Origin of the sequence: Citrobacter sp. Cb023, from assembly GCF_030336805.1 — a bacterium.
In the GTDB taxonomy this organism is placed as follows: Bacteria; Pseudomonadota; Gammaproteobacteria; order Enterobacterales; family Enterobacteriaceae; genus Citrobacter; species Citrobacter braakii.
Genome location: NZ_JAOWCV010000040.1, coordinates 446,593 through 468,656, shown reverse-complemented (window position 1 = coordinate 468,656; position 22,064 = coordinate 446,593). Strand labels below are relative to the sequence as shown.

General features: G+C 53.9%; 21 protein-coding genes. 4 read left to right on the top strand and 17 right to left on the bottom strand.

Annotated features, from left to right (window positions below):
- Positions 1–128: 128 nt before the first annotated feature.
- The 4 genes from kduD to OGW44_RS23085 form a co-directional block, all read right to left on the bottom strand.
- Complete coding sequence (kduD, locus tag OGW44_RS23100) at positions 129–890, bottom strand: 2-dehydro-3-deoxy-D-gluconate 5-dehydrogenase KduD (RefSeq protein ID WP_046276126.1); 762 nt, start codon at positions 888–890, stop codon at positions 129–131.
- A 57-nt stretch (positions 891–947) separates the two neighbouring features.
- Positions 948–1,784: a 5-dehydro-4-deoxy-D-glucuronate isomerase gene (kduI, locus tag OGW44_RS23095; RefSeq protein ID WP_016154287.1), complete on the bottom strand. Its 837-nt coding sequence runs from the start codon at positions 1,782–1,784 to the stop codon at positions 948–950.
- 484 nt (positions 1,785–2,268) lie between these two features.
- Positions 2,269–3,447, bottom strand: a complete 1,179-nt coding sequence (locus OGW44_RS23090) for an acetyl-CoA C-acetyltransferase (RefSeq protein WP_016157388.1) — start codon at positions 3,445–3,447, stop codon at positions 2,269–2,271.
- Positions 3,448–3,549: 102 nt separating this feature from the next.
- Positions 3,550–4,434 carry a LysR family transcriptional regulator gene (locus OGW44_RS23085; protein ID WP_185654454.1) on the bottom strand — a complete coding sequence of 295 codons (885 nt, stop codon included), beginning with the start codon at positions 4,432–4,434 and terminating at the stop codon, positions 3,550–3,552.
- A 101-nt stretch (positions 4,435–4,535) separates the two neighbouring features.
- On the opposite strand from OGW44_RS23085, the gene OGW44_RS23080 reads away from it, so the two are divergent.
- Positions 4,536–4,991, top strand: coding sequence for a multidrug/biocide efflux PACE transporter (locus OGW44_RS23080; protein WP_016154290.1), 456 nt, complete (start codon positions 4,536–4,538; stop codon positions 4,989–4,991).
- Between the two features lie 142 nt (positions 4,992–5,133).
- Positions 5,134–6,363, top strand: coding sequence for an amino acid permease (locus tag OGW44_RS23075; protein ID WP_016154291.1), 1,230 nt, complete (start codon positions 5,134–5,136; stop codon positions 6,361–6,363).
- 53 nt (positions 6,364–6,416) lie between these two features.
- On the opposite strand, the gene rcnR is transcribed toward OGW44_RS23075, so the two are convergent.
- Positions 6,417–6,689, bottom strand: a complete 273-nt coding sequence (gene rcnR, locus OGW44_RS23070) for a Ni(II)/Co(II)-binding transcriptional repressor RcnR (protein WP_003825567.1) — start codon at positions 6,687–6,689, stop codon at positions 6,417–6,419.
- Between the two features lie 119 nt (positions 6,690–6,808).
- On the opposite strand from rcnR, the gene OGW44_RS23065 reads away from it, so the two are divergent.
- The gene (locus tag OGW44_RS23065) at positions 6,809–7,690 is read left to right on the top strand and encodes a nickel/cobalt efflux protein RcnA (protein ID WP_185654453.1); all 882 of its coding nucleotides are present in this window, start codon (positions 6,809–6,811) and stop codon (positions 7,688–7,690) included.
- A gap of 45 nt (positions 7,691–7,735) precedes the next feature.
- On the opposite strand, the gene OGW44_RS23060 is transcribed toward OGW44_RS23065, so the two are convergent.
- The 7 genes from OGW44_RS23060 to OGW44_RS23030 form a co-directional block, all read right to left on the bottom strand.
- Complete coding sequence (locus OGW44_RS23060) at positions 7,736–9,118, bottom strand: amidohydrolase family protein (RefSeq protein WP_016157391.1); 1,383 nt, start codon at positions 9,116–9,118, stop codon at positions 7,736–7,738.
- Between the two features lie 12 nt (positions 9,119–9,130).
- The gene (locus OGW44_RS23055; RefSeq protein ID WP_016154295.1) at positions 9,131–10,081 is read right to left on the bottom strand and encodes a carbamate kinase family protein; all 951 of its coding nucleotides are present in this window, start codon (positions 10,079–10,081) and stop codon (positions 9,131–9,133) included.
- A 26-nt stretch (positions 10,082–10,107) separates the two neighbouring features.
- On the bottom strand, positions 10,108–11,658 hold the full coding sequence (locus tag OGW44_RS23050; protein ID WP_016154296.1) for a permease family protein: 1,551 nt from the start codon (positions 11,656–11,658) through the stop codon (positions 10,108–10,110).
- A 117-nt stretch (positions 11,659–11,775) separates the two neighbouring features.
- Positions 11,776–13,194, bottom strand: a complete 1,419-nt coding sequence (locus OGW44_RS23045) for a YlbE family protein (protein WP_016154297.1) — start codon at positions 13,192–13,194, stop codon at positions 11,776–11,778.
- Positions 13,194–14,741: an acyl-CoA synthetase FdrA gene (fdrA, locus tag OGW44_RS23040; protein ID WP_016157393.1), complete on the bottom strand. Its 1,548-nt coding sequence runs from the start codon at positions 14,739–14,741 to the stop codon at positions 13,194–13,196. The genes OGW44_RS23045 and fdrA overlap by 1 nt, the downstream gene beginning before the upstream one ends.
- Positions 14,719–15,618, bottom strand: a complete 900-nt coding sequence (locus tag OGW44_RS23035; RefSeq protein ID WP_488225890.1) for an oxamate carbamoyltransferase subunit AllH family protein — start codon at positions 15,616–15,618, stop codon at positions 14,719–14,721. Before OGW44_RS23035 ends, fdrA begins: the two co-directional genes overlap by 23 nt.
- Positions 15,619–15,633: 15 nt before the next feature.
- The gene (locus OGW44_RS23030; RefSeq protein ID WP_016157395.1) at positions 15,634–16,239 is read right to left on the bottom strand and encodes an ankyrin repeat domain-containing protein; all 606 of its coding nucleotides are present in this window, start codon (positions 16,237–16,239) and stop codon (positions 15,634–15,636) included.
- A gap of 391 nt (positions 16,240–16,630) precedes the next feature.
- Between OGW44_RS23030 and OGW44_RS23025 the strand changes: the two genes are divergently transcribed.
- The gene (locus OGW44_RS23025; protein ID WP_286454304.1) at positions 16,631–17,560 is read left to right on the top strand and encodes a LysR substrate-binding domain-containing protein; all 930 of its coding nucleotides are present in this window, start codon (positions 16,631–16,633) and stop codon (positions 17,558–17,560) included.
- 42 nt (positions 17,561–17,602) lie between these two features.
- On the opposite strand, the gene OGW44_RS23020 is transcribed toward OGW44_RS23025, so the two are convergent.
- From OGW44_RS23020 to pgaB, 5 genes are all read right to left on the bottom strand, one after another.
- Positions 17,603–17,875: a GNAT family N-acetyltransferase gene (locus tag OGW44_RS23020; protein WP_016157396.1), complete on the bottom strand. Its 273-nt coding sequence runs from the start codon at positions 17,873–17,875 to the stop codon at positions 17,603–17,605.
- Positions 17,876–17,886: 11 nt separating this feature from the next.
- Positions 17,887–18,117 (bottom strand): 4Fe-4S mono-cluster protein YjdI, encoded by a 231-nt coding sequence (gene yjdI / locus OGW44_RS23015; protein WP_016154303.1) that lies wholly within the window; start codon positions 18,115–18,117, stop codon positions 17,887–17,889.
- A gap of 82 nt (positions 18,118–18,199) precedes the next feature.
- Entirely contained in the window at positions 18,200–18,706 is a 507-nt protein-coding gene (gene pgaD / locus OGW44_RS23010) for a poly-beta-1,6-N-acetyl-D-glucosamine biosynthesis protein PgaD (protein ID WP_016154304.1), read from the bottom strand.
- Positions 18,703–20,037, bottom strand: a complete 1,335-nt coding sequence (pgaC, locus tag OGW44_RS23005; protein WP_075847468.1) for a poly-beta-1,6-N-acetyl-D-glucosamine synthase — start codon at positions 20,035–20,037, stop codon at positions 18,703–18,705. Before pgaC ends, pgaD begins: the two co-directional genes overlap by 4 nt.
- On the bottom strand, positions 20,034–22,055 hold the full coding sequence (gene pgaB, locus OGW44_RS23000) for a poly-beta-1,6-N-acetyl-D-glucosamine N-deacetylase PgaB (protein ID WP_016157399.1): 2,022 nt from the start codon (positions 22,053–22,055) through the stop codon (positions 20,034–20,036). Before pgaB ends, pgaC begins: the two co-directional genes overlap by 4 nt.
- Between the last annotated feature and the right edge of the window lie 9 nt (positions 22,056–22,064).

Sequence of the window (22,064 nt, the reverse complement as noted above, 5' to 3'; positions counted from 1 at the left end):
TCTGCCTGGCGGCATAATGTTGTTCCAGAGGGAATGAATATGTCGCCTCCGGTGTATTGCTACATTCACCTTATGTTTAACTGACAAAACCTGCCAAAGGGCAGGGTTTGTCAGTTCTGGAAAGCGGATTAACGCGCCAGCCAGCCGCCGTCTACCGCAACGGTATAGCCGTTGATATAGTCAGATGCGCTGGATGCCAGGAACACAATCGGCCCCATCAGGTCACTCGGCAGACCCCAACGACCCGCCGGGATACGATCGAGAATTTCTGCGCTACGCTGCTCATCAGCGCGCAGCTGTTGAGTGTTGTTTGTCGCCATGTAACCCGGCGCAATTGCGTTGACGTTGATGTTATGTTTGGCCCACTCGTTCGCCATCAGACGGGTGATGCCCATTACGCCGCTTTTAGACGCGGTGTAAGACGGCACGCGGATCCCGCCCTGGAAAGAAAGCATAGAGGCGATGTTGATAATTTTGCCGCCGTTACCCTGAGCGATAAAGTGCTTCGCCGCGGCCTGAGACATAAAGAACACGCTCTTAATGTTCAGGTTCATCACGTCGTCCCAGTCTTTTTCGCTGAAGTCGATCGCATCGTCACGACGGATAAGACCTGCGTTGTTGACCAGAATATCGATATGACCGAATTCTGCCACTGCGCGCTCCAGCAACGCCGGAATGCCGTCAATTTGACGCAGGTCGGCGGTCAGACTTAAAAAACGGCGCCCCAGTGCGGTCACGCGTTCGATAGTTTCCGTCGGTTCAACGATGTTGATCCCCACGATATCGCAGCCCGCTTCAGCCAAACCCAACGCCATACCCTGACCCAGGCCAGTGTCACAACCGGTCACAACGGCGACCTTACCTTCAAGAGAGAATGCATTCAAAATCATTGTAAATCCTTAATTTTTTATAATGCCCGCCGCAGCAGGCACGGCTATCGCCCGCAACTAGCGCAGATCTTTGACCGCTACATGGTCCATATCATCAAAGACCTGGTTTTCGCCGACCATGCCCCAAATGAACGTATAAGCTTTTGTGCCAACGCCGGAGTGAATTGACCAGCTCGGCGAAATCACCGCCTGCTCGTTGTGCATCACAATATGACGCGTTTCCTGAGGCTGCCCCATCATGTGGAAGACGCAGGTATCTTCTTCCATATTGAAATAGAAATAGACTTCCATACGACGTTCATGGGTATGACACGGCATGGTGTTCCACAGGTTACCCGGCGCCAGTTCGGTCAGACCCATGCTCAACTGGCAGGTTTCCAGCACATCCGGCACAAAATATTTGTTGATGGTACGACGGTTACTGGTGAGGTCATCGCCCAGCGTTACTGGCGCAACGTCTGCTGGCGTGACTTTTTTGGTTGGATAAGTCGTGTGGGCCGGCGCGCAGTTGTAGTAAAACTTCGCCGGTTTCGCCGTATCGATGCTGGCGAATACCACTTCTTTGGCCCCTTTCCCGACGTACAGCGCGTCACGATGACCAATTTCATAGCACTGGCCGTCAACGGTAATCGTGCCCGGGCCACCGATGTTAATCACCCCCAGCTCACGACGCTCGAGGAAGTAGGTTACGCCCAGCTGTTTGCCGACTTCGCCACCCACAGAGACGGTTTTGGCTACTGGCATAATGCCGCCAACAATGATGCGGTCAATGTGGCTGTAGACCATGGTGTATTCATCTGCGACAAACACTTCTTCGACCAAAAACTCATTACGCAGCTCCTGAGTGTCCAGGGTTTTCGCATGCGCACTATGGATGCTTTGTCTTACGTCCACATTTACCTCCAGTGATAAATTGACCGTGAATGCTTAAACGAATAGCAAAACGCTGTTCCGTTTTATCTTATGCGCTCATGATATCCCTCCCGGAATGGGTTTTCAATTACAAATAAAACAACGTTTCACTTTTTCTGCATCTTATTATCAAAAGTGTAATTGCGATCACGCTAGCGCATATAAATCGCGGGAATGGTTTCAATAAAATTATTTAAAACAATTAGATAGATAAAAATAAACAAGAGTAGTTCATGAGGGGTAGGGATAAGACATTGAAAATACAGCCAGCCTCACACGCCGTTCACACACCTTTTATAGCAAATTGCGCTGTTAATCACATGAAATGAAACGCCGTTTTGATACGTTGGCAGAGTTTAGAGTGTATGTTTCTGTAACTGGCCTTGCCCTCCTGTTGGAGGGCTTTTTTATAGATGCAGGGGATATACAGCGGGAAAGGCGTTTAAGCAGAGAAAACTACGGGTGGTTAATCTCGTTCGATAGCGAGCGCCACGCCCTGACCACCGCCGATACATAACGTTGCCAGGCCCTTGTGCGCCCGACGCTTCACCATTTCATGCACCAGTGAAACCAGAATACGGCAGCCAGATGCGCCAATCGGATGACCGAGCGCAATGGCTCCGCCGTTCACATTCACCCGCCGTTCATCCCACTCCAGCATTTTTCCAACGGACAATGCCTGTGCGGCAAAGGCTTCGTTGGCCTCGATAAGATCAACATCAGCCAGTTGCCAGCCCACACGCTCAAGGCAACGGCGCGTCGCGTACACCGGCGCAATTCCCATGAGCGCGGGATCGACCCCGACGCTGGCAAAGGCGCGGATGCGGGCCAGCACCGGCAAATTCAGCTCCAGGGCCTTGGCCTCGCTCATCATCATCACCGCAGCGGCGCCATCATTGATGGATGACGCGTTGCCCGCGGTTACTGAACCGAGCCTGTCGAAGGTCGGATCCAGACGCGCCAGCCCTTCTGCGCTGGCATCGGTGCGCGGCTGTTCGTCGGTATCCACCACGAACGATTGCCCATTACGCTGCGTTACCACCGGCACGATTTCATCTTTAAAGCGCCCGGCGTCAATTGCCATCCGCGCCTTGTGCTGCGAATGCAGTGCGTAGGCATCCTGCAGTTCACGGCTGATGCCATATTCCCGCGCCAGATTTTCCGCGGTAACGCCCATATGGTAATCGTTGAAAGCGTCCCACAGGCCGTCATGCACCAGGCTGTCGACCAGTTGACTGTTGCCCAACTGTGCGCCGGTACGGCTATCAGTAAGGACATGCGGCGCACGGCTCATATTCTCTTGTCCGCCCGCAATCACAATGTCGGCTTCGCCGCACTGGATAGCCTGGGTCGCCAGATGCAGCGCTTTCAGACCCGAGCCGCAGACATCGTTAATGGTGATGGCGGAGACGGTATTGGGTAGCCCACCATTGATGGCGGACTGACGCGCCGGGTTTTGCCCGGCACCTGCGGTAAGCACCTGTCCGAGGATCACTTCATCCACAGCGTGAACGTCCACGCCCGTGCGCTCCAGTAACGCCCTGACTACCATGCTACCTAATTCAACGGCAGAGTGGCGCGCCAGCGTCCCCTGGAAGCAGCCGATCGGTGTCCGTAACGCCCCGACTATCACAACCTCTTTCATCACCACCTCAGCGCAAAATAACACCGCAATAGTAGATGATTGTTAAAAAGAGTTATCAAGGTTGTTTAAAAACGGTGATTTTTATCACAAAGGAAATTCGTATCATTTATTGGTCATCTGAACGCCACTCTGCTGTAAATGGTCGCGCAGCCAACTTCCCGCCACGCCAGGCGGTGATTTCTTATTCCACAGCAGATCGATAGAGATAGCCTTTGGCCAGCCAGGCAGCATCAATTGAACCAGCGGTTTTTCTGCCGCAAACTCCTCCACCAGCGCACAAGGGAGCGCGCACCAGCCGAATCCCTGCACCGCCATACTCAGCAGCAACAAATAGTTAGGCGCCGACCAGACGGGGCCGCGCGCCACGTTAGTGCCGCTCTCCAGATAGGTATTCAGCCGCAGCTCTCGCCAGGTATGTAGCTGTTCCCACTGCATTTTTTCTTGAGTCGCCAGTGGATGTGATGCCGCAACGTATAATCCCATCCAGGTTTGCATCGGCAGACGCGTGACGCCCATGTCGGTCGGGTAATCCTCCCGCGCTTCGATCAACCCAACCTGAGCACGTCCTTTTTGCAGCAGATCGATAACGTCTTCATCTTCGCCAATCAGACATTCAAACTCGGTATGGGGAAACTTGTGGTCAAACTGCACCATCAATTCTTCCAGCACATCCGGATGCAGCGTGTCAGACAACACGAAGGTCAGACGCGCTTCCGTTTCACCCGACAGCGAAATCGCTGCCTCATCAAGACGTTCGCTGGCCGTCAAAATTGCCTGCACATAGCCCAGCACCCGCTTACCTTCTTCGGTTAGCGTCGGCTGACGTGATGAGCGGTCAAACAGCGCAAAACCGAGATCGGCTTCCAGATGCGCAATGGCCGTGCTGATGGTGGACTGACTTTTACGCAGCCGCCGGGCCGCAGCAGAAAATGAGCCGCAGGAAATGGTCTCCACAAATGCCGTTAACGCTTCAGGAGAGTAACGCATGAACTATCTACTTTATCGATGGATACTATCTTTTAGATATCACATAAAACGATAAAATTGCCACCATTCCGTTATCCGGGCATCAAAGAAGGTTTTAGATTATGCAACACGATACAGTCCAACGCCGCTCGTTACTGGAGCGAATTTTTCATGCCGTCTGCTTTGAAGGCATTGCCACCGCGATCCTCGCACCAACCACCGCATGGTTGATGCAGCGCTCGGTGCTGGAAATGGGCGGACTGACCATTCTTCTCGCCACGACGGCGATGATCTGGAATATCATTTATAACGCCCTGTTTGACCGACTGTGGCCGTCGCACCTGGTAAAACGTACGGCTAAAGTGCGGGCATTCCACGCCTTAGGCTTCGAGAGCGGTTTTATTGTCATCGGGGTGAGCATCGTGGCGTATGTGCTGAACGTCAGCCTGCTCCAGGCATTCACGCTGGAAATAGGTTTCTTCCTGTTCTTCCTGCCATACACCATGTTCTATAACTGGGCTTATGACACTTTACGCGAGCGCGTTATGAAGCGTCGCCAGCAGCGCGTTACTGCCTGATAATTCAAACAATAGCCGGAATCTTCTCGGTTCCGGCTTTTGATCCATTCACTCGCCCGCTTGTTGACACCTCCCCCAGCCCCTGCCATTTGTGGTAAATTGCGCTTCTTTTTGTTTATTTTATAGTTGATACGTTCAAATAATGTCGAAATTTTGGTCAAAAGAAGATACTCTCTGGAGCTTCGCACTATATGGGACTGCCGTCGGCGCAGGAACCCTCTTCCTCCCCATACAGCTGGGTTCTGCAGGCGCAGTGGTACTGTTTATCACCGCACTCGTCGCCTGGCCTTTAACCTACTGGCCGCACAAGGCGCTGTGCCAGTTTATCCTGTCCTCAAAAACCTCGGCAGGTGAAGGGATCACTGGTGCAGTTACGCACTACTACGGCAAAAAGATAGGCAGCCTGATCACGACCCTCTATTTTATTGCCTTCTTTGTGGTGGTGCTGATCTACGCCGTGGCGATAACCAATTCACTCACTGAACAACTGGCAAAACATATCGCCATCGATCTGCGTGTTCGCATGCTGGTCAGTCTTGGCGTGGTGCTGGTGCTGAACCTGATTTTTCTGATGGGCCGACAAGCAACCATTCGGGTAATGGGCTTTCTGGTGTTCCCGCTCATCGCGTACTTTTTGTTCCTTTCGCTCTACCTGACCGGAAGCTGGCAGCCAACGCTACTCACCGGCCAGATGTCTTTCGATCAGCACACACTTCATCAGGTTTGGATATCTATTCCCGTGATGGTTTTCGCTTTTAGCCATACGCCAATTATCTCGACGTTCGCCATCGACCGACGTGAGAAATACGGCGAGCAGGCCATGGGTAAATGCAAAAAAATCATGAAGGTAGCCTACGTCATCATCTGCCTGAGCGTGCTGTTTTTCGTCTTCAGCTGTTTGCTTTCAATTCCGACAAACTATATCGAGGACGCGAAAAATGAAGGGGTGACCATTCTGTCAGCGCTATCGATGATGCCAAACGCACCAGCATGGCTGTCGATTTCTGGGATCATTGTCGCCGTCGTGGCGATGTCAAAATCGTTCCTCGGCACCTACTTTGGCGTGATTGAAGGGGCAACCGAGGTGGTAAAAACATCGTTGCATCAGGTGGGAGTGAAGAAAAGCCGGGCCTTTAACCGCGCCCTGTCCATTATGCTGGTTTCGACCATTACGTTTATCATTTGCTGCATTAACCCTAATGCAATTTCAATGATTTACGCGATTAGCGGGCCGCTGATTGCCATGATTCTGTTTATCATGCCGACATTATCTACCTATCTGATCCCGGCGCTAAAGCCGTACCGTTCAGTGGGTAATCTGATCACCCTGATTGTCGGTCTGCTGTGCGTATCTGTGATGTTTTTTGGCTAGAACGTGTTTTTAACGGCTCATTCATCTGTATGTGGATGAGCCGTTAAACTGACTTATTTGATGTACGAATCGAGTACCTTCAAAACCACATCCAAATCTTCTTCGCGCTTAATTTCATCGCCCTGATGCACAATGTGCTCGGTCAGATGACCTTTAATCACCTCGCGCATTAACCCGTTTACCGCACCGCGGATCGCCGCTATTTGCTGCAATACCGCCGCGCATTCATGCGGTTCATCCAGCATGGTTTTCAACGCCGCTACCTGCCCCTGAATCTTACTGGTTCGGGCTTTCAGCTTTTGTTTGTCGCGGATCGTATGTGACATAGCAATACCTTTTCAACGTCTGGCTGGAGCGACAATACCATCGTCATTCTACTGGGGGGTAGTATTTAATACTGGGGGGAGTAGAATCTGGCAAAATTAAACAACGAAGAATCATTCTCATGGGTGAGTTTTCTACGCTTCTTCAGCAAGGCAACGCCTGGTTTTTCATTCCCAGCGCGATTCTATTAGGAGTGTTACACGGTCTGGAACCGGGGCATTCCAAGACGATGATGGCGGCCTTTATTATTGCCATTAAGGGGACCATCAAACAGGCGGTGATGCTGGGGCTGGCGGCAACGCTGTCGCATACCGCAGTGGTATGGCTGATTGCGCTCGGCGGGATGTATATCAGCAAAGCGTTTACTGCCCAGACCGTTGAGCCCTGGCTGCAGTTTGTCTCGGCGATTATTATTCTCGGGACCGCATTCTGGATGTTCTGGCGAACCTGGCAGGGAGAACAGAACTGGCTGACCCAGACGCATCATGACCACGATCATGAGCATCACCATGATCATGATGACCATCACCACCATCATAACCACGGTGAAGCTCACCATCATCATCACGAACATGATCATCACCATAGCGCCCTGGCCGGACTGAGCGAAGATTCAAAAGCGTATCAGGACGCCCACGAGCGGGCACATGCTAACGATATTCAGCGCCGCTTTGCAGGCAAAGAGGTCACCAACGGCCAAATATTATTGTTTGGTCTGACCGGCGGGTTGATCCCCTGCCCTGCCGCCATTACGGTACTGCTGATTTGCATCCAGCTCAAAGCCTTCACGCTGGGTGCCACTATGGTGCTGTGCTTCAGCCTCGGGCTGGCGCTAACGCTGGTAACGGTGGGCGTGGGAGCGGCAATCAGCGTGCAGCAGGCGGCCAAACGCTGGAACGGATTTAACACACTGGCACGCAAAGCCCCCTATTTTTCCAGCGCGCTTATCGCGATGGTCGGCTTATATATGGGGATTCACGGCTATATGGGGATCGTCGGTTAACGAACAGAGAGCGCAGCAGCGATTGCCGCTGCGCATCAAACCAGGCTAGCTTGCGACGTTCCCCCACACCAGTTGGCCTTTATGGAAGGTCGCGGTGCGTGGGGAGATTCGCGCGACCGCTTCCGCTGAGCAGGAGGCATCCACCAGTACAAAGCTGGCTTCATCCTGCGCCTTCGGCCAGACGCGCTCACCTTTATCGTTAAGCGGCAGCACATCGCCGGTGGCGAGGAACAGCGCCCGCGACAGGTTGAGTTCATTGGGACGAATATAGAGCTGCGCGTACAGATTCGCCTTCTCCAGCATGTCTCCAAGCCCGTACGGCGACCAATGGTCAATCACACTGTCGGTCCCGGTAATCACTTCCACGCCTTTGTCACGCAGCTGCTTGAGCGGCATATGCAAGGTACCGATCGGCACCGTCGAGGCAATGGTAATCTGCTGCGCCGCCATGCGGCTCGCCAGCGCATCCACCTGCTGTTCGTTCAGCGTCGCCAGCGCAAATGCGTGGCTGATGGTCAGTTTGCCCTTCAACTGCGGCGTTTTCTCCACCGTTTCCACCATGTAATTCACCGCCGCAACGCCCGCCGGGCTGGTTTCATGCAGATGGATATCCACGCCTTTATCGTAATCCAGCGCAATCTGGAACATGGTGTCGAGGGATTTTTCCATCGCCCCGTCCACGCTGGTTGGGTCCAGACCGCCGACGTAATGCGCCCCCGCTTGCATTGCTTCACGCATCAACGGTTCAGACTTCGATAACAGCAGGCCATGCTGCGGAAACGCCACGATTTCACAGGCAAAACCCGGCTGGCGACGCGCCAGCACCGCCTGCAGATTTTCCAGGTTTTTCAGCCCGGAAACCGGTTCGATATTGCAGTGGCTGCGGGCGATCGAGGTGCCCTTTGATTGCAGCAGATCGATGAGCTTTTCCGCGCGCTCCTGCGTGTAAGGCTGGAGTTCAGGCAGCAGTTTTTGCTCAAGGCGGATCATATCCTGAATGGTGGTGCCAGCCGGGCGATTCAGCGAACGCCAGGGACCGCCGTAAAAGGTTTTATCCAGATGGATGTGCATGTCGCGCATGGCGGGCAGCATCAGCTTTCCACCCGCATCGTAGTGCGGCAGCGTCGCATCCGGATGCTGCTTATTCTCACGCAGGGCAACAATTTTCCCGTCCTGAATTTCAACGGTTTGCAGCGCGGTACGGGTATGCACCACCACCGAGTTTTCGTAATCAAACCCCGCTTCCAGCAGGACGTTATCCAGGTAATAGTGCTTATCGTTAATCGTCATTGTGCTCTTCGCCCCGCAGGTGTTCCCGACAGGATTAGCAGCATACGCGACTGGAGCCACTGCGCCAAACAGCGCGGCAGCGGTCACCATTTTTCCGCTCTGACTTAAAAATTCACGGCGGCTGTTACTTTCCTTCATTCACATTTCCTCTCAGGAATGGACAATATGGGTGCCCGTTTCGCCGCGCAGTGCGGCCGGCAGGCATTCCGGCGTGGTGATGATCACTCGCTTACCGCCACGCGCCAGGAACGCCAGACTGGCAACGATTTTGGGTAACATGCTCCCCGGCGGGAAATGTCCCTCCTGCATGTAACGGGTCATCGTTGCGACATCCACCTTATCCAGCGCCTGCTGGTTGGGTTTGCCAAAATGAATACAGACCTGCTCGACGCCGGTGGTGATCACCAGAATGTCAGCGCGGATCTCCTGCGCCAGCAGAGCCGTGGAGAGATCTTTATCAATCACCGCATCCACGCTCTGATAATCCCCCTGATCGCTACGCACCACCGGGATCCCACCGCCACCCGCGCCAATCACCACAAAGCCTTGCTGGGTCAGCGTTTTGATCGCCTCCGCCTCGACAATACGCTTCGGTTCCGGAGAGGCGACGACCCGGCGGTAGCCGCGCCCCGAATCTTCAACAAAGCGCCAGCCCGGATTGACCCGCTGCAGTTCATCGCGCTGCGCTTCGCTAAAGAACGCGCCGATAGGCTTGGTCGGGTTAGCGAAGCCCGGATCGTTTTTGTCGACCTCCACCTGCGTGACCACCGTAACCGCCTTCTGCTCACCACGCCGCGCCAGGCGGTTGTTCAGCGCCTGTTGGATCAGATAGCCGATCCCGCCCTGCGTATCGGCGACGCAGTTTGCCAGCGGGGTGAGCGGCAACCCTTCACGCTCATGCGCGATTTCCGCACGCCGTAGATCCAGCCCCACCTGCGGCCCGTTTCCGTGCGTCAGCACAATGTTGTAGTCCGATGCCAACATCTCCAGCACCGTGTCCGCCACCGCTTTCACCGCTTCAGCCTGGTGCTCAATCGACTGGCTGGCGTTATCTTTGATAATGCTGTTGCCGCCAATGGCAACGACCACAAGTTCTTTCATAGTGTTATCTTCCGCTTACAGGCGATTCAGGTCGTTTTCGTCGGTTCCTGCTCAGGCGCAGTCACCGCTTCACGGCTATCAAGAACATGCTTGAGGACAAACATGCCGCTCATCATCAGGTAGGCCACAACAAACATCATCGAACTGCCTTCTGCAAAGCCAACCGCCGGAGAGTGAATCACACCAAACAGCGATAACAGCGCGCCAAAAGCTGCGGCAATCGCCCCACGCAGCGGCTTATTCATAATGGCGAAGATAGCGACGCAGCCCCACAGCATACTGGCCAGCGGCGCGCCGCTTCCCAGATGCACCAGCCCATCGTAATAGACACCTTTGCTGTGCAGCAGGTCGCTACCCAGTTTCCCCGCGGATGTTCCGGCGGCGCCCATTACGCTGTTGACGATGGTCAACGCCCAGTTAGCGATCCACGGGAACAAGCAGATAAAGATAACGGGAACCTCGACTTTGGGCGTCTCTCGCACCACCTGGTTGGCGGTCACCACGCCGATAAACACCAGAATCGGCACTATCGCAGTCATCGGAATAATCGCGAGCATAAACGCCCCCAGTCCAAACAGCGGTACCAGGAACATAGTGATGCCTGAAGCGAGGGTATAACCGATGCTGGCCCCCATCGCTTTCCAGCCCGCATGCCCAACATATACGGTCACCGGGAATGGGTTGCCCAGCATGCAGCCGAGCATGGAGGCAAAACCGTTCGCCATCATGACCTTACGGGTGTTGTACTCATCACCCGCCGCATGCGCACTTTCAATGTTCTCAAGGTCAAAAATGTAGTTCGCCAGACCCAGAGGAACCGCAGAAGCCAGGTACGGCAGCGCGTGCGGCAACCCCTGCAGGAAGCTGTCGACATGGATTTCCGGCGGATTGAAGCCAAAGGAAGACATCGAAGATTTAATGGCTTCCGGGCTTTGCAAACCGGAGATCCACGCCAACGCTGTACCGGCAATCAGCAGCAGCAAACCGGTGGGGATGCGGGCAAAAATCGGCTTCTTACCGAACCAGTTAATGAAGATCAACAACAAGACGATGAAAGAGACGGTCGGCGCTTCAAATGCCTGCAGCATCGGGTTCATCGCCAGCAGCAACAGTCCCAGACCGGACAGACAAGAAAGTAATACCGTACGCGGGATCATCTTGCGGATGGTCTCGCCCAGGAAGGAGCCGCCGACCAGGATCAACGCTTCCACAAAGCACCACACCAGGGCTATCTGGATAGCAAAGTTGGCATCTTTGGTTTGCTGATATACCGGCATTAGCACCAAGAAGGTCACGGTAAAAATTGACGGTGCGCTCGGCCCGGACGGCAGCGCCGTCACGTCTTTACGCCCGGTGTGCTTTGCCATCTGCAGGCCAAACCAGGCGTAGCAGACGCTGGCCACCAGCACCGCCAGACCAAAGGCAGGCGCAATGCGACCATAGACAATTTCGGTAGGGATCCCGACGACAAAAATGAGCAGCCCCATCATTGTCAGCAGGTTAGTCAGGTTGTTGGTCATCAGCCCAAAGTAAGCAGCCCAGTCACCACGTTTCCATTCTAGTTTTATGCTGTTCATGGAATATCCTTAACAGGTTAAGCATCGTTTGCGATCCCGGGGATCGCCCAGCCCTGCAGGTAAGCAACGTTTTTTGCTTCGCTACTGTGGGGCTAACAGCGTTAGCCCCGATTGTTGTTATTGGCAGTAGCGGTCGCGCCAGTTGAGGATCGCCTTTTCAAAACAGGCGAACGGCGGATGGACTATTCCGGCGCCGATCATGCCGATCCCCGCATCTTTGTGCGCAATTGCGGTGTTAATCACCGGCAGAATGCCGGTGCTACCCACGCGCGTAATGTCGATAGCGGTCGGTACGCCCATAAAACCAAGTAACGGAATGGTAACGTTGGGGTTTTCGCCGAGAGTGATTTCACGCATCTGGCGAGAGAAATCGACCGCCTCTTCAACCGTACCGCCCACCAGCGCCACGATGGCCGGTGCCGTGGCCATGGCAAAACCGCCGATGCCGTAGGTTTCGGTAATTGCGCTATCACCGATATCACGTCCGGAATCTTCGGGCTTATAGCCCGCAAACATTGGGCCAATCACCTGCTGCGCCGGACCGGTAAACCACTGACCCGGTAAGCCGCTGATGCGCAGACCGAATTCAACGCCGTTACGCGCCATCGTCGTGACTACGGTGCTGTATTCGATCCCGTGTGCGGCGTCCATTGCGGCTTTACACATCGCCATCCAGGTCGGTCCGGAGAAGTAATCGCTGCTGAGGACGAACTCGAATACCTCACGCTGCTGCTCAACCGGATAGCCAGTCTGAATAATCCACGGCGTCAGTGCCTGTATCAGTAGCGCCGTCCCGGCGTTATTGCGGTTATGACACTCATCGCCCATGTGCAGCGCCTGCGCCAGCATCAGGCGCAGATCGATTTCGCCCGCCAGCTTCATGGCGTCGCGCAGCATCGGTCCCATCACATCGCGCATCCAGTTCAGGCGATCGATAACGCTCTGATCGTTCGCGCCCATGCGCAGGATCTTCGCCATCTGCTCGCTCATATTGGTGTATGCGCGGTTGCCGTAGGTTTTGTTCTCGACGATGTGCATAAACATCGACGCCGACGTCACACCCGCCATCGAACCGACACAGTCATGCTCGTGGCACGGTGAGAAGATGATTTCACCCGAGGCGGCCAGGTCGGCGGCTTCATCCAGATCTTTCGCCAGCCCTTCAAACACCAAAGCCCCGGTGACCGCGCCCTTCATTGCGCCGCACATTTTTTCCCAGCAGATGGGCGGTCCGGCGTGCAGGATGGTGTTGCGGGTCATGCCCGGCACGACGTTGATCGCCTGGTCATAGCCAATCAGCACCGGATGCGACTGGATAATGCGTTCCAGCGCCTGCTGGTTAGCGGCAGCGATTTTGTCAGCCAGCGGCGAATCGGCAATTTCGTCCAGTGCGGCCACGACCTGCATGTTGCCCTGGCCCGGCGGCGTCCAGTCGAGCTGGGTCACGGGAACATTCTGCTTTTTCAGGTCATCGCTGAACATCGCGATGCCGACGTTAATCACGTTCAGCGGCTGGTTAAACAGTGTCTGGCTCATCAGGCTTCCTCCCCTTTACAGATAAATTCACGCGCCAGCAATCCGGTATTGGTGCTACTGCTCGCCCAGATCACGCCTGCATCGGTCAGCATCTGGCACTGTTTTTCCAGCGACGGCGTATCGAGATCGGTTCCCAGCACGTAGCCGAGGATCTCAAGCGGACGCCCCTCTGCGGCGGCGATCGCTTTGGCTTCGACGATCGCCTCGATCATCACGCCAACCGGATCTTCATGTGATCCATATCCAAGAACAAAGTCCATAACGATCACGCCGACTTCAGGATCGCGTGCTTCCTGCAACAGACGACTAATGCGGTTGGTTGGATCGATCATCGGGTGCGGTTTACCGTTGGTAAAATCGTCATCTCCGAAATCAAGGAAGGTATGTCCCACGCTGCGGTTGAGATCTGTCAGGCGAAAAGCCGGATCCGGATGAATGTTGCTGTAAACCTCCGCATGTTTTTCCATGGCAGCAAACATCGCCTCATCGCACAGCGTGCCGCCACAGAACAAGCCGCGAATGTACTTTTGCTGCGGGGTCAGGCGGGCGCGGACCTCTTCAATCAGCGGCCAGTTGAGCGGATGCAGATCCAGACTCTCTTTTTTCACGCCAGTCAGCAGTACCGCTTTCAGCGCCGCCTCTTTAGTGCCGCGTGCAAACAGCAGACCGTTTTCATCCGCAGGCGCGGCTTCACGTCCGAGGAAACACACCACGACGGGCTTATGGCAGGCGCGCGCACGTTCCAGCACTTTGCGCGCCACTGTTGGCGCAGGAGGTTTGGAGATAAGCGCGATGATCTCGGTTTGCGGATCGGCCTCCAGCATACCAATCGCGTCAAGCATCATCAGGCCGCCAATCTTTTCGCTCAGATCGCGTCCACCGGTGCCAATCAGTTGGGAAATCCCGCCGCCAAACTCGTGAATGCGTACGCTCAGCTCCTGGCTACCGGTACCGGAGGCGCCAACAATTCCGATGTTGCCGCGACGCACCGCATTGCCAAAACACAGCGCCGCGCCGTTAATAATGGCGGTTCCGCAATCGGGCCCCATCATCAGCAGCCCTTTTTCATGCGCCAGCTGCTTGAGCGCCAGTTCGTCTTCAAGAGAGACGTTGTCAGAGAACAGCATCACGTTGAGGTTATTTTGCAGCGCCTGACGCGCTTCACGCGCGGCAAACAGACCATTGACCGAGATCACCGCCAGGTTGCTGTCAGGAACATGCTTCTTCGCACTGGCAAGCGTGGCATAGCGCGCTTCATGCTGCCCCCCTTGCTCTTTATGCGTAAACAAGTCTTCAATCGCCACCAGCGTCTGATCGTTCGCCGCCTCGCTGGCACCTTTAATGACAATCATCAGGTCGCCACTTTTCGCCTCTTCAAGTTCAGGCGTGAGCAGACCGAGATTCTTAAGTACGCCCTTATTCATTTCTGTCGCCATAGCCACGAACGCCTGCTCAACGCCATCGAGCTTATTTGCGCGTGTGGAGATAGACATCAGTGAGACAGAATCAAAATACGTGTTCTTTTTAACAACTATCCTGATCGACATAATTCCCTCCGGACCTGTGGCTCAGGGCGCAGGCATCCGCCATGCCATACAGCATGTCGCAGCCAGAACTTGAGCCGATATTTTTAATGTCAGTAATATATTGCGTAGAAACGGGTTGTTGCTCTGTAATAATATGGTTCAGCAGCCGTCCGACGCTTTCCCGATAACGTTGATGAAAGGCTTCCTCTAGCGTTATTTTGCTGAGTAGCGTGGTATTATTTCCGGCACGTTGTAAAGCTGCTAAAAAATCATCACGATATTTCCCCAGCGGATGTCCAGGAATAAATAAAATAGTGCTTAAACCCACTAAATAGTCATCAGATGAGGGCGTCAGACCAATCCCCAGACCAATTAAATGGCTGACCGCTGTAGAGATATTTTCTCCTGTCTGCAACGCCGCCAGTAATGTTTGTCGGCGATTAAGTAATTGGCGGGTGATTTCCAGATAAAACGGGTTATCACCCTGGTACAGAAATAATGTGTCAGCGCTTCTTAGCTGTTGGCGGATAACCTCTTCCCAGCGCAGCCAGCGGATTGCAGCAAGGCTTATTGCATCAGGCCTCCACTGTGGTATGCGCCACGGCAGACAACCGGAAGTTTCTATCCATTTATCGTTGCCAACGGCTATCCCCGATTCGGTAAAACTGACTCTCTCACCGGGGTGAAACAGCTCTTCACAATGCGTCAGCGCCAGCCGACAGCTGTTAGGCGCGTTATCACAACCTTCACTCAGTAACGTCAGCAACCGCTGCTGTTCAGGTATCAACAGGTTTACCGCGCGGGAAAAAACCTGTTCAACCCGTCCCGTTCCCCGGAAAGCGAGAAACGCGCCGTCTGCGGTTAGCGCCCGTACGCATCGCCGTGATGGCGTAGCGATAGTAGCGCTCCTCTGTCAGGCTCCGGCCGCAATCAGCAGCTCGGCAATTTCGTGGTATCCTTTCTCCCGCGCCAGCTCCAGCGGGGTTTTACCGTATTTATCCGTCATGTGCGGGTTTGCGCCATGGTCGAGCAGCAGCTTGACGATTTCCTGCTGTTTCGCGCCGCCGTCATTAAGCACGATGGCTTCCAGTAACGGCGTCCAGCCGACAAAGTTGGTATGATTAACATTGATATCGGTACGCAGCAGCAGTTCGCGCACGATCTCTACATGACCTTTTTCGCTGGCTGGCGTAATACCGACGCCGCCAAAACGGCTCAGGCAATTAAGATCGGGATTGGCCGGTAATACGGTACGCAGCAGCGTTAAATCGTTAGTCAGACAGCTAATCAGGAATGGATTAAAACAGGTTTGATCCTGTTTATTAATATCGGCACCGGCGGCAATCAATAAAGAAACACAGTCATAATGTTTATTCAGGCTGGCAATAATTATGGCAGTGCGCCCCTGGCGGTTAGTGGCATTAATATCCACATTTTTTGCCAGGCAGGATTTTAATCCATCGGCATCACCCTGCTCTGCCGCCAGCAGAAATTCAGTAATGAGTTCTTTCTCTGACATAATCGCTCTCCTGCAGTTTTTTAGACTTTTTAAATATCCGATAAGCTGAGAATAGCAACAGAGTGCAGAGAATAATATCCGCTTAAATTTCATTCATCGTAAGCGTGTCGATTATTGAATCAAATTTAACAATGAGAACAAAACGTGCTGTAGTGCAATCTTTTCCTTATGACAGAGCCGCTTTTAGCCATTAATCAGTTGTCAGGAAAATCAGGCGTGATGCTACACGGATAGCGGCCTGCAATTAATATACAGAAGTGTGATTGCCTTCAAATCAATTGTAAAACTAGTGTTAAATTCTGTTCAAAACTGATTGCTCTGCATAAGGATTACAAATACATTCAACAATCATCGCGTCGCGGATGTGCGTTTGTCGCCGGAGGGGAGGAAGATGAATTCAATTTTTACCGAGGAAAACCTGCTGGCATTTACGATGGCAGCCCGCTACAGCAGCTTCAGCAAGGCGGCTGAGGAACTTGGCTTAACCACATCAGCAATTAGTTACACCATTAAGCGCATGGAGCTGGGGCTCGACGTGGTGCTGTTTACCCGCAGTACCCGCAGCATTGAGCTGACTGAGTCCGGACGCTATCTGTTTCGCAAGGCGACCGACCTGCTCAACGATTTCCACGCCATCAAGCGCAGTATTGATACCATTGCTCAGGGCATTGAAGCCCGGGTACGCATCTGTATTAATCAACTGTTGTATACCCCTCAACATACGGCACGACTGCTGCAGGTACTCAAGAAACAGTTTCCAACCTGCCAGATAACCGTCACCACCGAGGTGTATAACGGCGTCTGGGATTCGATCATTAACAACCTCGCCAACATCGCTATCGGCGCGCCGGATACGTTACTGGACGGCGGGGGGATTGATTACACCGAGATCGGCGCGATCCGTTGGTCGTTTGCGATTGCCCCGGATCATCCGCTGGCTTTTATGCCTGAACCGATTTCTGAGAGCCAGCTGCGCCTGCACCCGAACATCATGGTGGAAGACACCGCCCACACCATCAACAAGAAGGTCGGCTGGCTGTTACACGGACAGGAGTCGATTCTGGTTCCTGATTTTAATACCAAATGCCAGTGCCAGATCCTGGGTGAGGGCATCGGTTTTCTGCCGGACTATATGGTGCGCGAGGCGATGGAAAAGTCGTTGCTGGTCACGCGGCAGATCCACAACCCGCGTCAGGATTCACGGATGCTGCTGGCGACCCAGCATTCGGCCACCGGTCGTGTAACCCAATGGATTAAAAAAGAGTTTGGCCCACAAGGGGTATTGACGGGAATTTATCAGGATTTGCTGCATCGGGAGTGATGCGCCGGACGGCGGTCATGCCTTCCGGCGCACGTAAGATTATCAGGCGCGAATATCGTCGTACTCGCGGGTTTTATCAAACTCATGTTTGGCAAACGGGCACAGCGGAATAACTTTGCGGTTTTCGGCGCGCATTTTCTCCACCACCTTCGCCACCAGCAGTTTACCGACCCCCTGGCCTTTCAGGCTTGGGTCGACATCGGTATGTTCAATGATGCTCAGATGCTCACCCGTCGGCACGAAGACAATCTCGGCAACCTGATTGCCTTCGGCATCGTTAACATAAAATTTGTTGTGGCCTGCAAGAATTTCCATGGTCCCCTCACTCATTTCTGGCGATATTTCAGCGCACCGCTCGGACAGGTATCAATCACTTTAATGACCGTCGCGACATCCACTTCATCCGGAATGATCCACGGTTTACGCTTCAGGTTAAAAAGCGCTGCGCTTCCCCGCACGCAGTTGCCCGAATGTTGACATATCGCCGTATTGAAGTAGACGTCAATCTTCTCGCCGGTATAGGCCCGGTAACCGGCATCCAGTAGTTCCTTATCCACGACATTGCCTCGCATTTTTTTATTGTCTGGGTCTAATCATAGACCTGTGCGAGGCTGAAGGAAGCAACTGAAAGTAGAAATATCACTCAGGCCTTTTCTGCAACAACGGCTGCGGCTCTGGCGGCAAATACTCCAGCATCGCAGGCGTCGGCGGCGGTAGACGGTTATCGGCGATGTCCCTGTCCACATCGATATGACTGATTTCACCACTTTCATGATGGTGAACCGTCAGCACCCGCGCTTTGTTCAGCTCTGTCACCAGTTCCCGGGTAATACGTAAACTTTCCGCCAGCTCATGATCTTCCAGTCCGGGCCTGCGACTGCGACGCTCCACCCGAAAACGAAACTGGTTGTACTTCGCCCAACCAATCAGCACCAGTCCGTTGACCAGCGCGACAAGGATGTAAAACGTGACCGTATCCAGCGTGGTGAAAAAGGGTCGCACGCCTATATAAGGTGAGTGCGCCAGAGCGGTGATCAGCCCTTTATAAATCAAATATAAAAAACCAACCCAGGCAAAAAGCGTTAACAGCACGTCAATAATGCGCGGCAGCAAACGCTGCTCCGTAAAGATCAGCGGCTGGCTCATGATTCGATCCTCCCAATTCCACGATCGGGACTCACCCAACGCGCCCTGCCGCGTTTACGTTTGAGCATTACTTTCGGGAAAGCGACCAGCGTGGTGAACAGGCTTAACATCCAGTACACCACCGGGAACCAGATAATCCAGAACAACGACGCGCCAATGCCTTTTTCATAGCGCCGCTCAATCATCAGACTCACCGCAAACTGCAGCAAGCACACCACGCCGAGGATTAGCCCAGTAAAGGCCGGCGGGAACAGATGTTGTACATACAGCGAGTCCGGCATCGGGATCATCAGCCCTAACAGGAACAGCACGATACTGATCGCATAGGCAAACGCCCAGGAGGTAGAAAAACAGAACTCAAAAAACAGCGGCCACATACGGCGATATTCCCATGACCACAGGCGGCGCATGTTCACGATAAACACCTCCGCACCGCCTTGCGCCCAGCGCAGTCGTTGTTTCCATAACCCTCTTAACGTTTCAGGCATCAGGATCCAGCACAGTGCGCGCGGCTCAAAGAATATCGACCAGTGGCGCAATTGCAGCTTCCAACTGATATCGATGTCTTCGGTGATCATGTCCGGGCTCCAGTAACCGACCTCGGCCAGCGCGCGACGACGAAACGCAGCAACCACGCCGGAAACGGTAAAGATCTGCCCATAAACTCGCTGAGTACGCTTAATCAAGCCGATAATGGAAGAAAACTCCCCGACCTGCACCCGACCGATTAAGGTGGAGCGGGTTCGAATACGTGGGTTCCCGGTCACCGCACCGACGCGCGGGAACTGGATCAGCGGCGCCACAATATAGGCAACGGCATCACGGTCCAGTAACGCATCGCCATCAATACACACCAGGTAATCACTGCGCGCCGCTGCTGCCCCGGTCTTGAGCGCCAGCGCTTTGCCCTGGTTTTCAGCCAGATGAATCACCCGCAGACTGGGGTATTCCACCGCCAGTTGTTCCAGCACGTCGTGGGTGTCATCCGTTGAACCATCGTTGATGGCAATCACTTCAATATTTTTATATCGCTGCGCCAGCGCGGCCTCAATGGTTTCGCGCGCATTGATCCCTTCGTTAAAACAGGGGATCAGAATGGAAACCAGCGGATTCCCCTCCAGCGTCGGTGGCGGTGTGTCATCTCCCCATTTCCAGTGACGCTCACGGTAGAACCAGAAATAGACCCCGCCGCTTATCCACAAAGCAGACATAAACAAGGGCCAGAAGAAGACGAAGTTCAACATCACTTCACCTGTAAAGATGACCGCCACGCCAAACGGCAGGCTGAACATCAGGCAAAGTATCAGGAAAGCAATTATGCGATCGGTCATTTTTGCGGGTACCAGTATGAGGAGAACGTCGAGCGAATCTCTGACATCTCAGGTTTGTCGCTGATGAAATCATCCGGGTAATAGCCGTAGTTACCTGCACCGCTTAATTTCAGCTGGCGCATCCATTCGGCTATTTGTTTTCCGCTGATTTCAGCCTCGTCCCCGGATTTACGCCAGTCTCGTGCCTGTAGTTCAAACACGGTTTTGTCCAGCGCGCCGGGCGTTTGTGCAACGGCATTCACTAATCTGTCGAGCCAGGCGTTGGCATCATTAGCCGGGATCTGCTCCATGAAAGGCATCGCCATCGGTGCTGTCCAGTCATAGGTATTGAGGAAATCATTCAGGTTCTGCGCAAACCAGGCTTCACTCTCCGGCTCCAGTACCGGCATCGCGTAAATATTGCGCGCCGTTTGCACCTGCGGACCGCGAATATTACGTACCGCCTGAGTCAGTTGTTTGGTGAAGTCGATCAGCACCTTACTTTTCAGTCGCGTCCAGCGCTCGAACGCCTGTGGATTGCTACGGATTTGCTCAATGCTTCCGGGAAGCCCTGCGGCGCGGTAGGCAGCCAACGCCTCCGGTGACGCGTCTTCAAAGTCCGTCAGGAAAGCATCGTCATGGAACAAAATCCCTTTGAAGCTGGCGTGTTTGGCCAGGTCTTCATAGATTTCAGTGATGCGCTGACGCGCTTCGCTGCTCCAGGGGGACAGACGGACATAGTTCTCGCGGTTGATCGCTGTACGTCCCGTTTTCGGATCCCAGGCGGTTACGCGTGGGATGGAAGCGTCGAGATCGAAAGCCAGAACCGGCATCCAGGCATACACCGTCACCCCTGCCCGCGTTTGTAACTGCCAGGAGATATAGTTAAAGAGGTCGGCACGCATCGGCAGCCAGCGGTTAGGGAAATAGAGCTCGCGAATATTTCCGTCACCCTGCGGATCGGCGTAGGCCTGCAGGAAGACATGAGAAATACGCATGTCATAAACGCGCTGGATAAGCTTGTCGATGTTTCGCTTCTGCTGAGCAGGGTCCTTGTCATACACGTAATCCAGATCGACATGCATCACGCGCATCGTCTGCGGTTCACGTACCTGAGCGACCTGGCTGGCAAAGCGCTTAAGAGAGGGGTTATCAGAGATTAGCACGCGCGGGATGTCATCAAGAAACGCGGCATTCGCCAACCCTTCGTTGAGCGTGAAGGCCATCTTATAGCCATGCTCTTTAGCCAGGTTTAACGTTGTGCCGTTGGCTGCCCCGTAAGGCCAGACCCACGCGCGCGGTGATTTCCCGGTCACCGATTTGATCTTGTTGGTGATGAGAGAGATATCCGCGTTTATACGGCGCGTGTACTGTTCATCCGTTTCGTAAGTGCCGGTTTTCTTATCATACAGGCGGTTCGCCACCGCCGGTTCTTTACTTCCCTGCGGGTTGGCTTGTGCACCGAAATGCGAATTCCAGGTGTGCGCACCGACTTCCACCAACGGTGATTTGCCCATCTCTTCGACCATTTTCCAGGTGGCGAATTTATCTCGCGCCGTCATTAAGCCGCCAAAATCGACTTTTTTGTTGGCGGGAGCATCAACCCAACTCCCCACCGGCGCCCAAAGCGCAGGCCAGTTGTAGGCTTTCAGCAGCGGCCAGACGCGGGTATAAAAACTGCTATATCCGTCATCAAAGGTGAGTAATACCGCTTTTTCCGGCAACACGATTTTACCGTCATGGGCGTCCAGGATTTGCTGCACGCTGATCGGGTTATAGCCATTATCACGCAGCCAGGCCATTTGGTCGCTCAACGCGCTGGTGCGCACAGAAAGATAGCGTTGGTCGGCGGCACCATCCTCGACATCGTGGTAGCCGAGCACCAGGAAGCTATTTTTCGGCCACGGATGATCCGCCGTCAGCGGCGTTCTCTCTGCGGGAGGAACGTAGCGAGGCGTTGTATTGTGCGCGCTACTGCACGCGGTAATCATCAACCAGCCAGCGATTAATGCGCTAAGCCACAGGCATCTTTTCAGCATGAACAATCC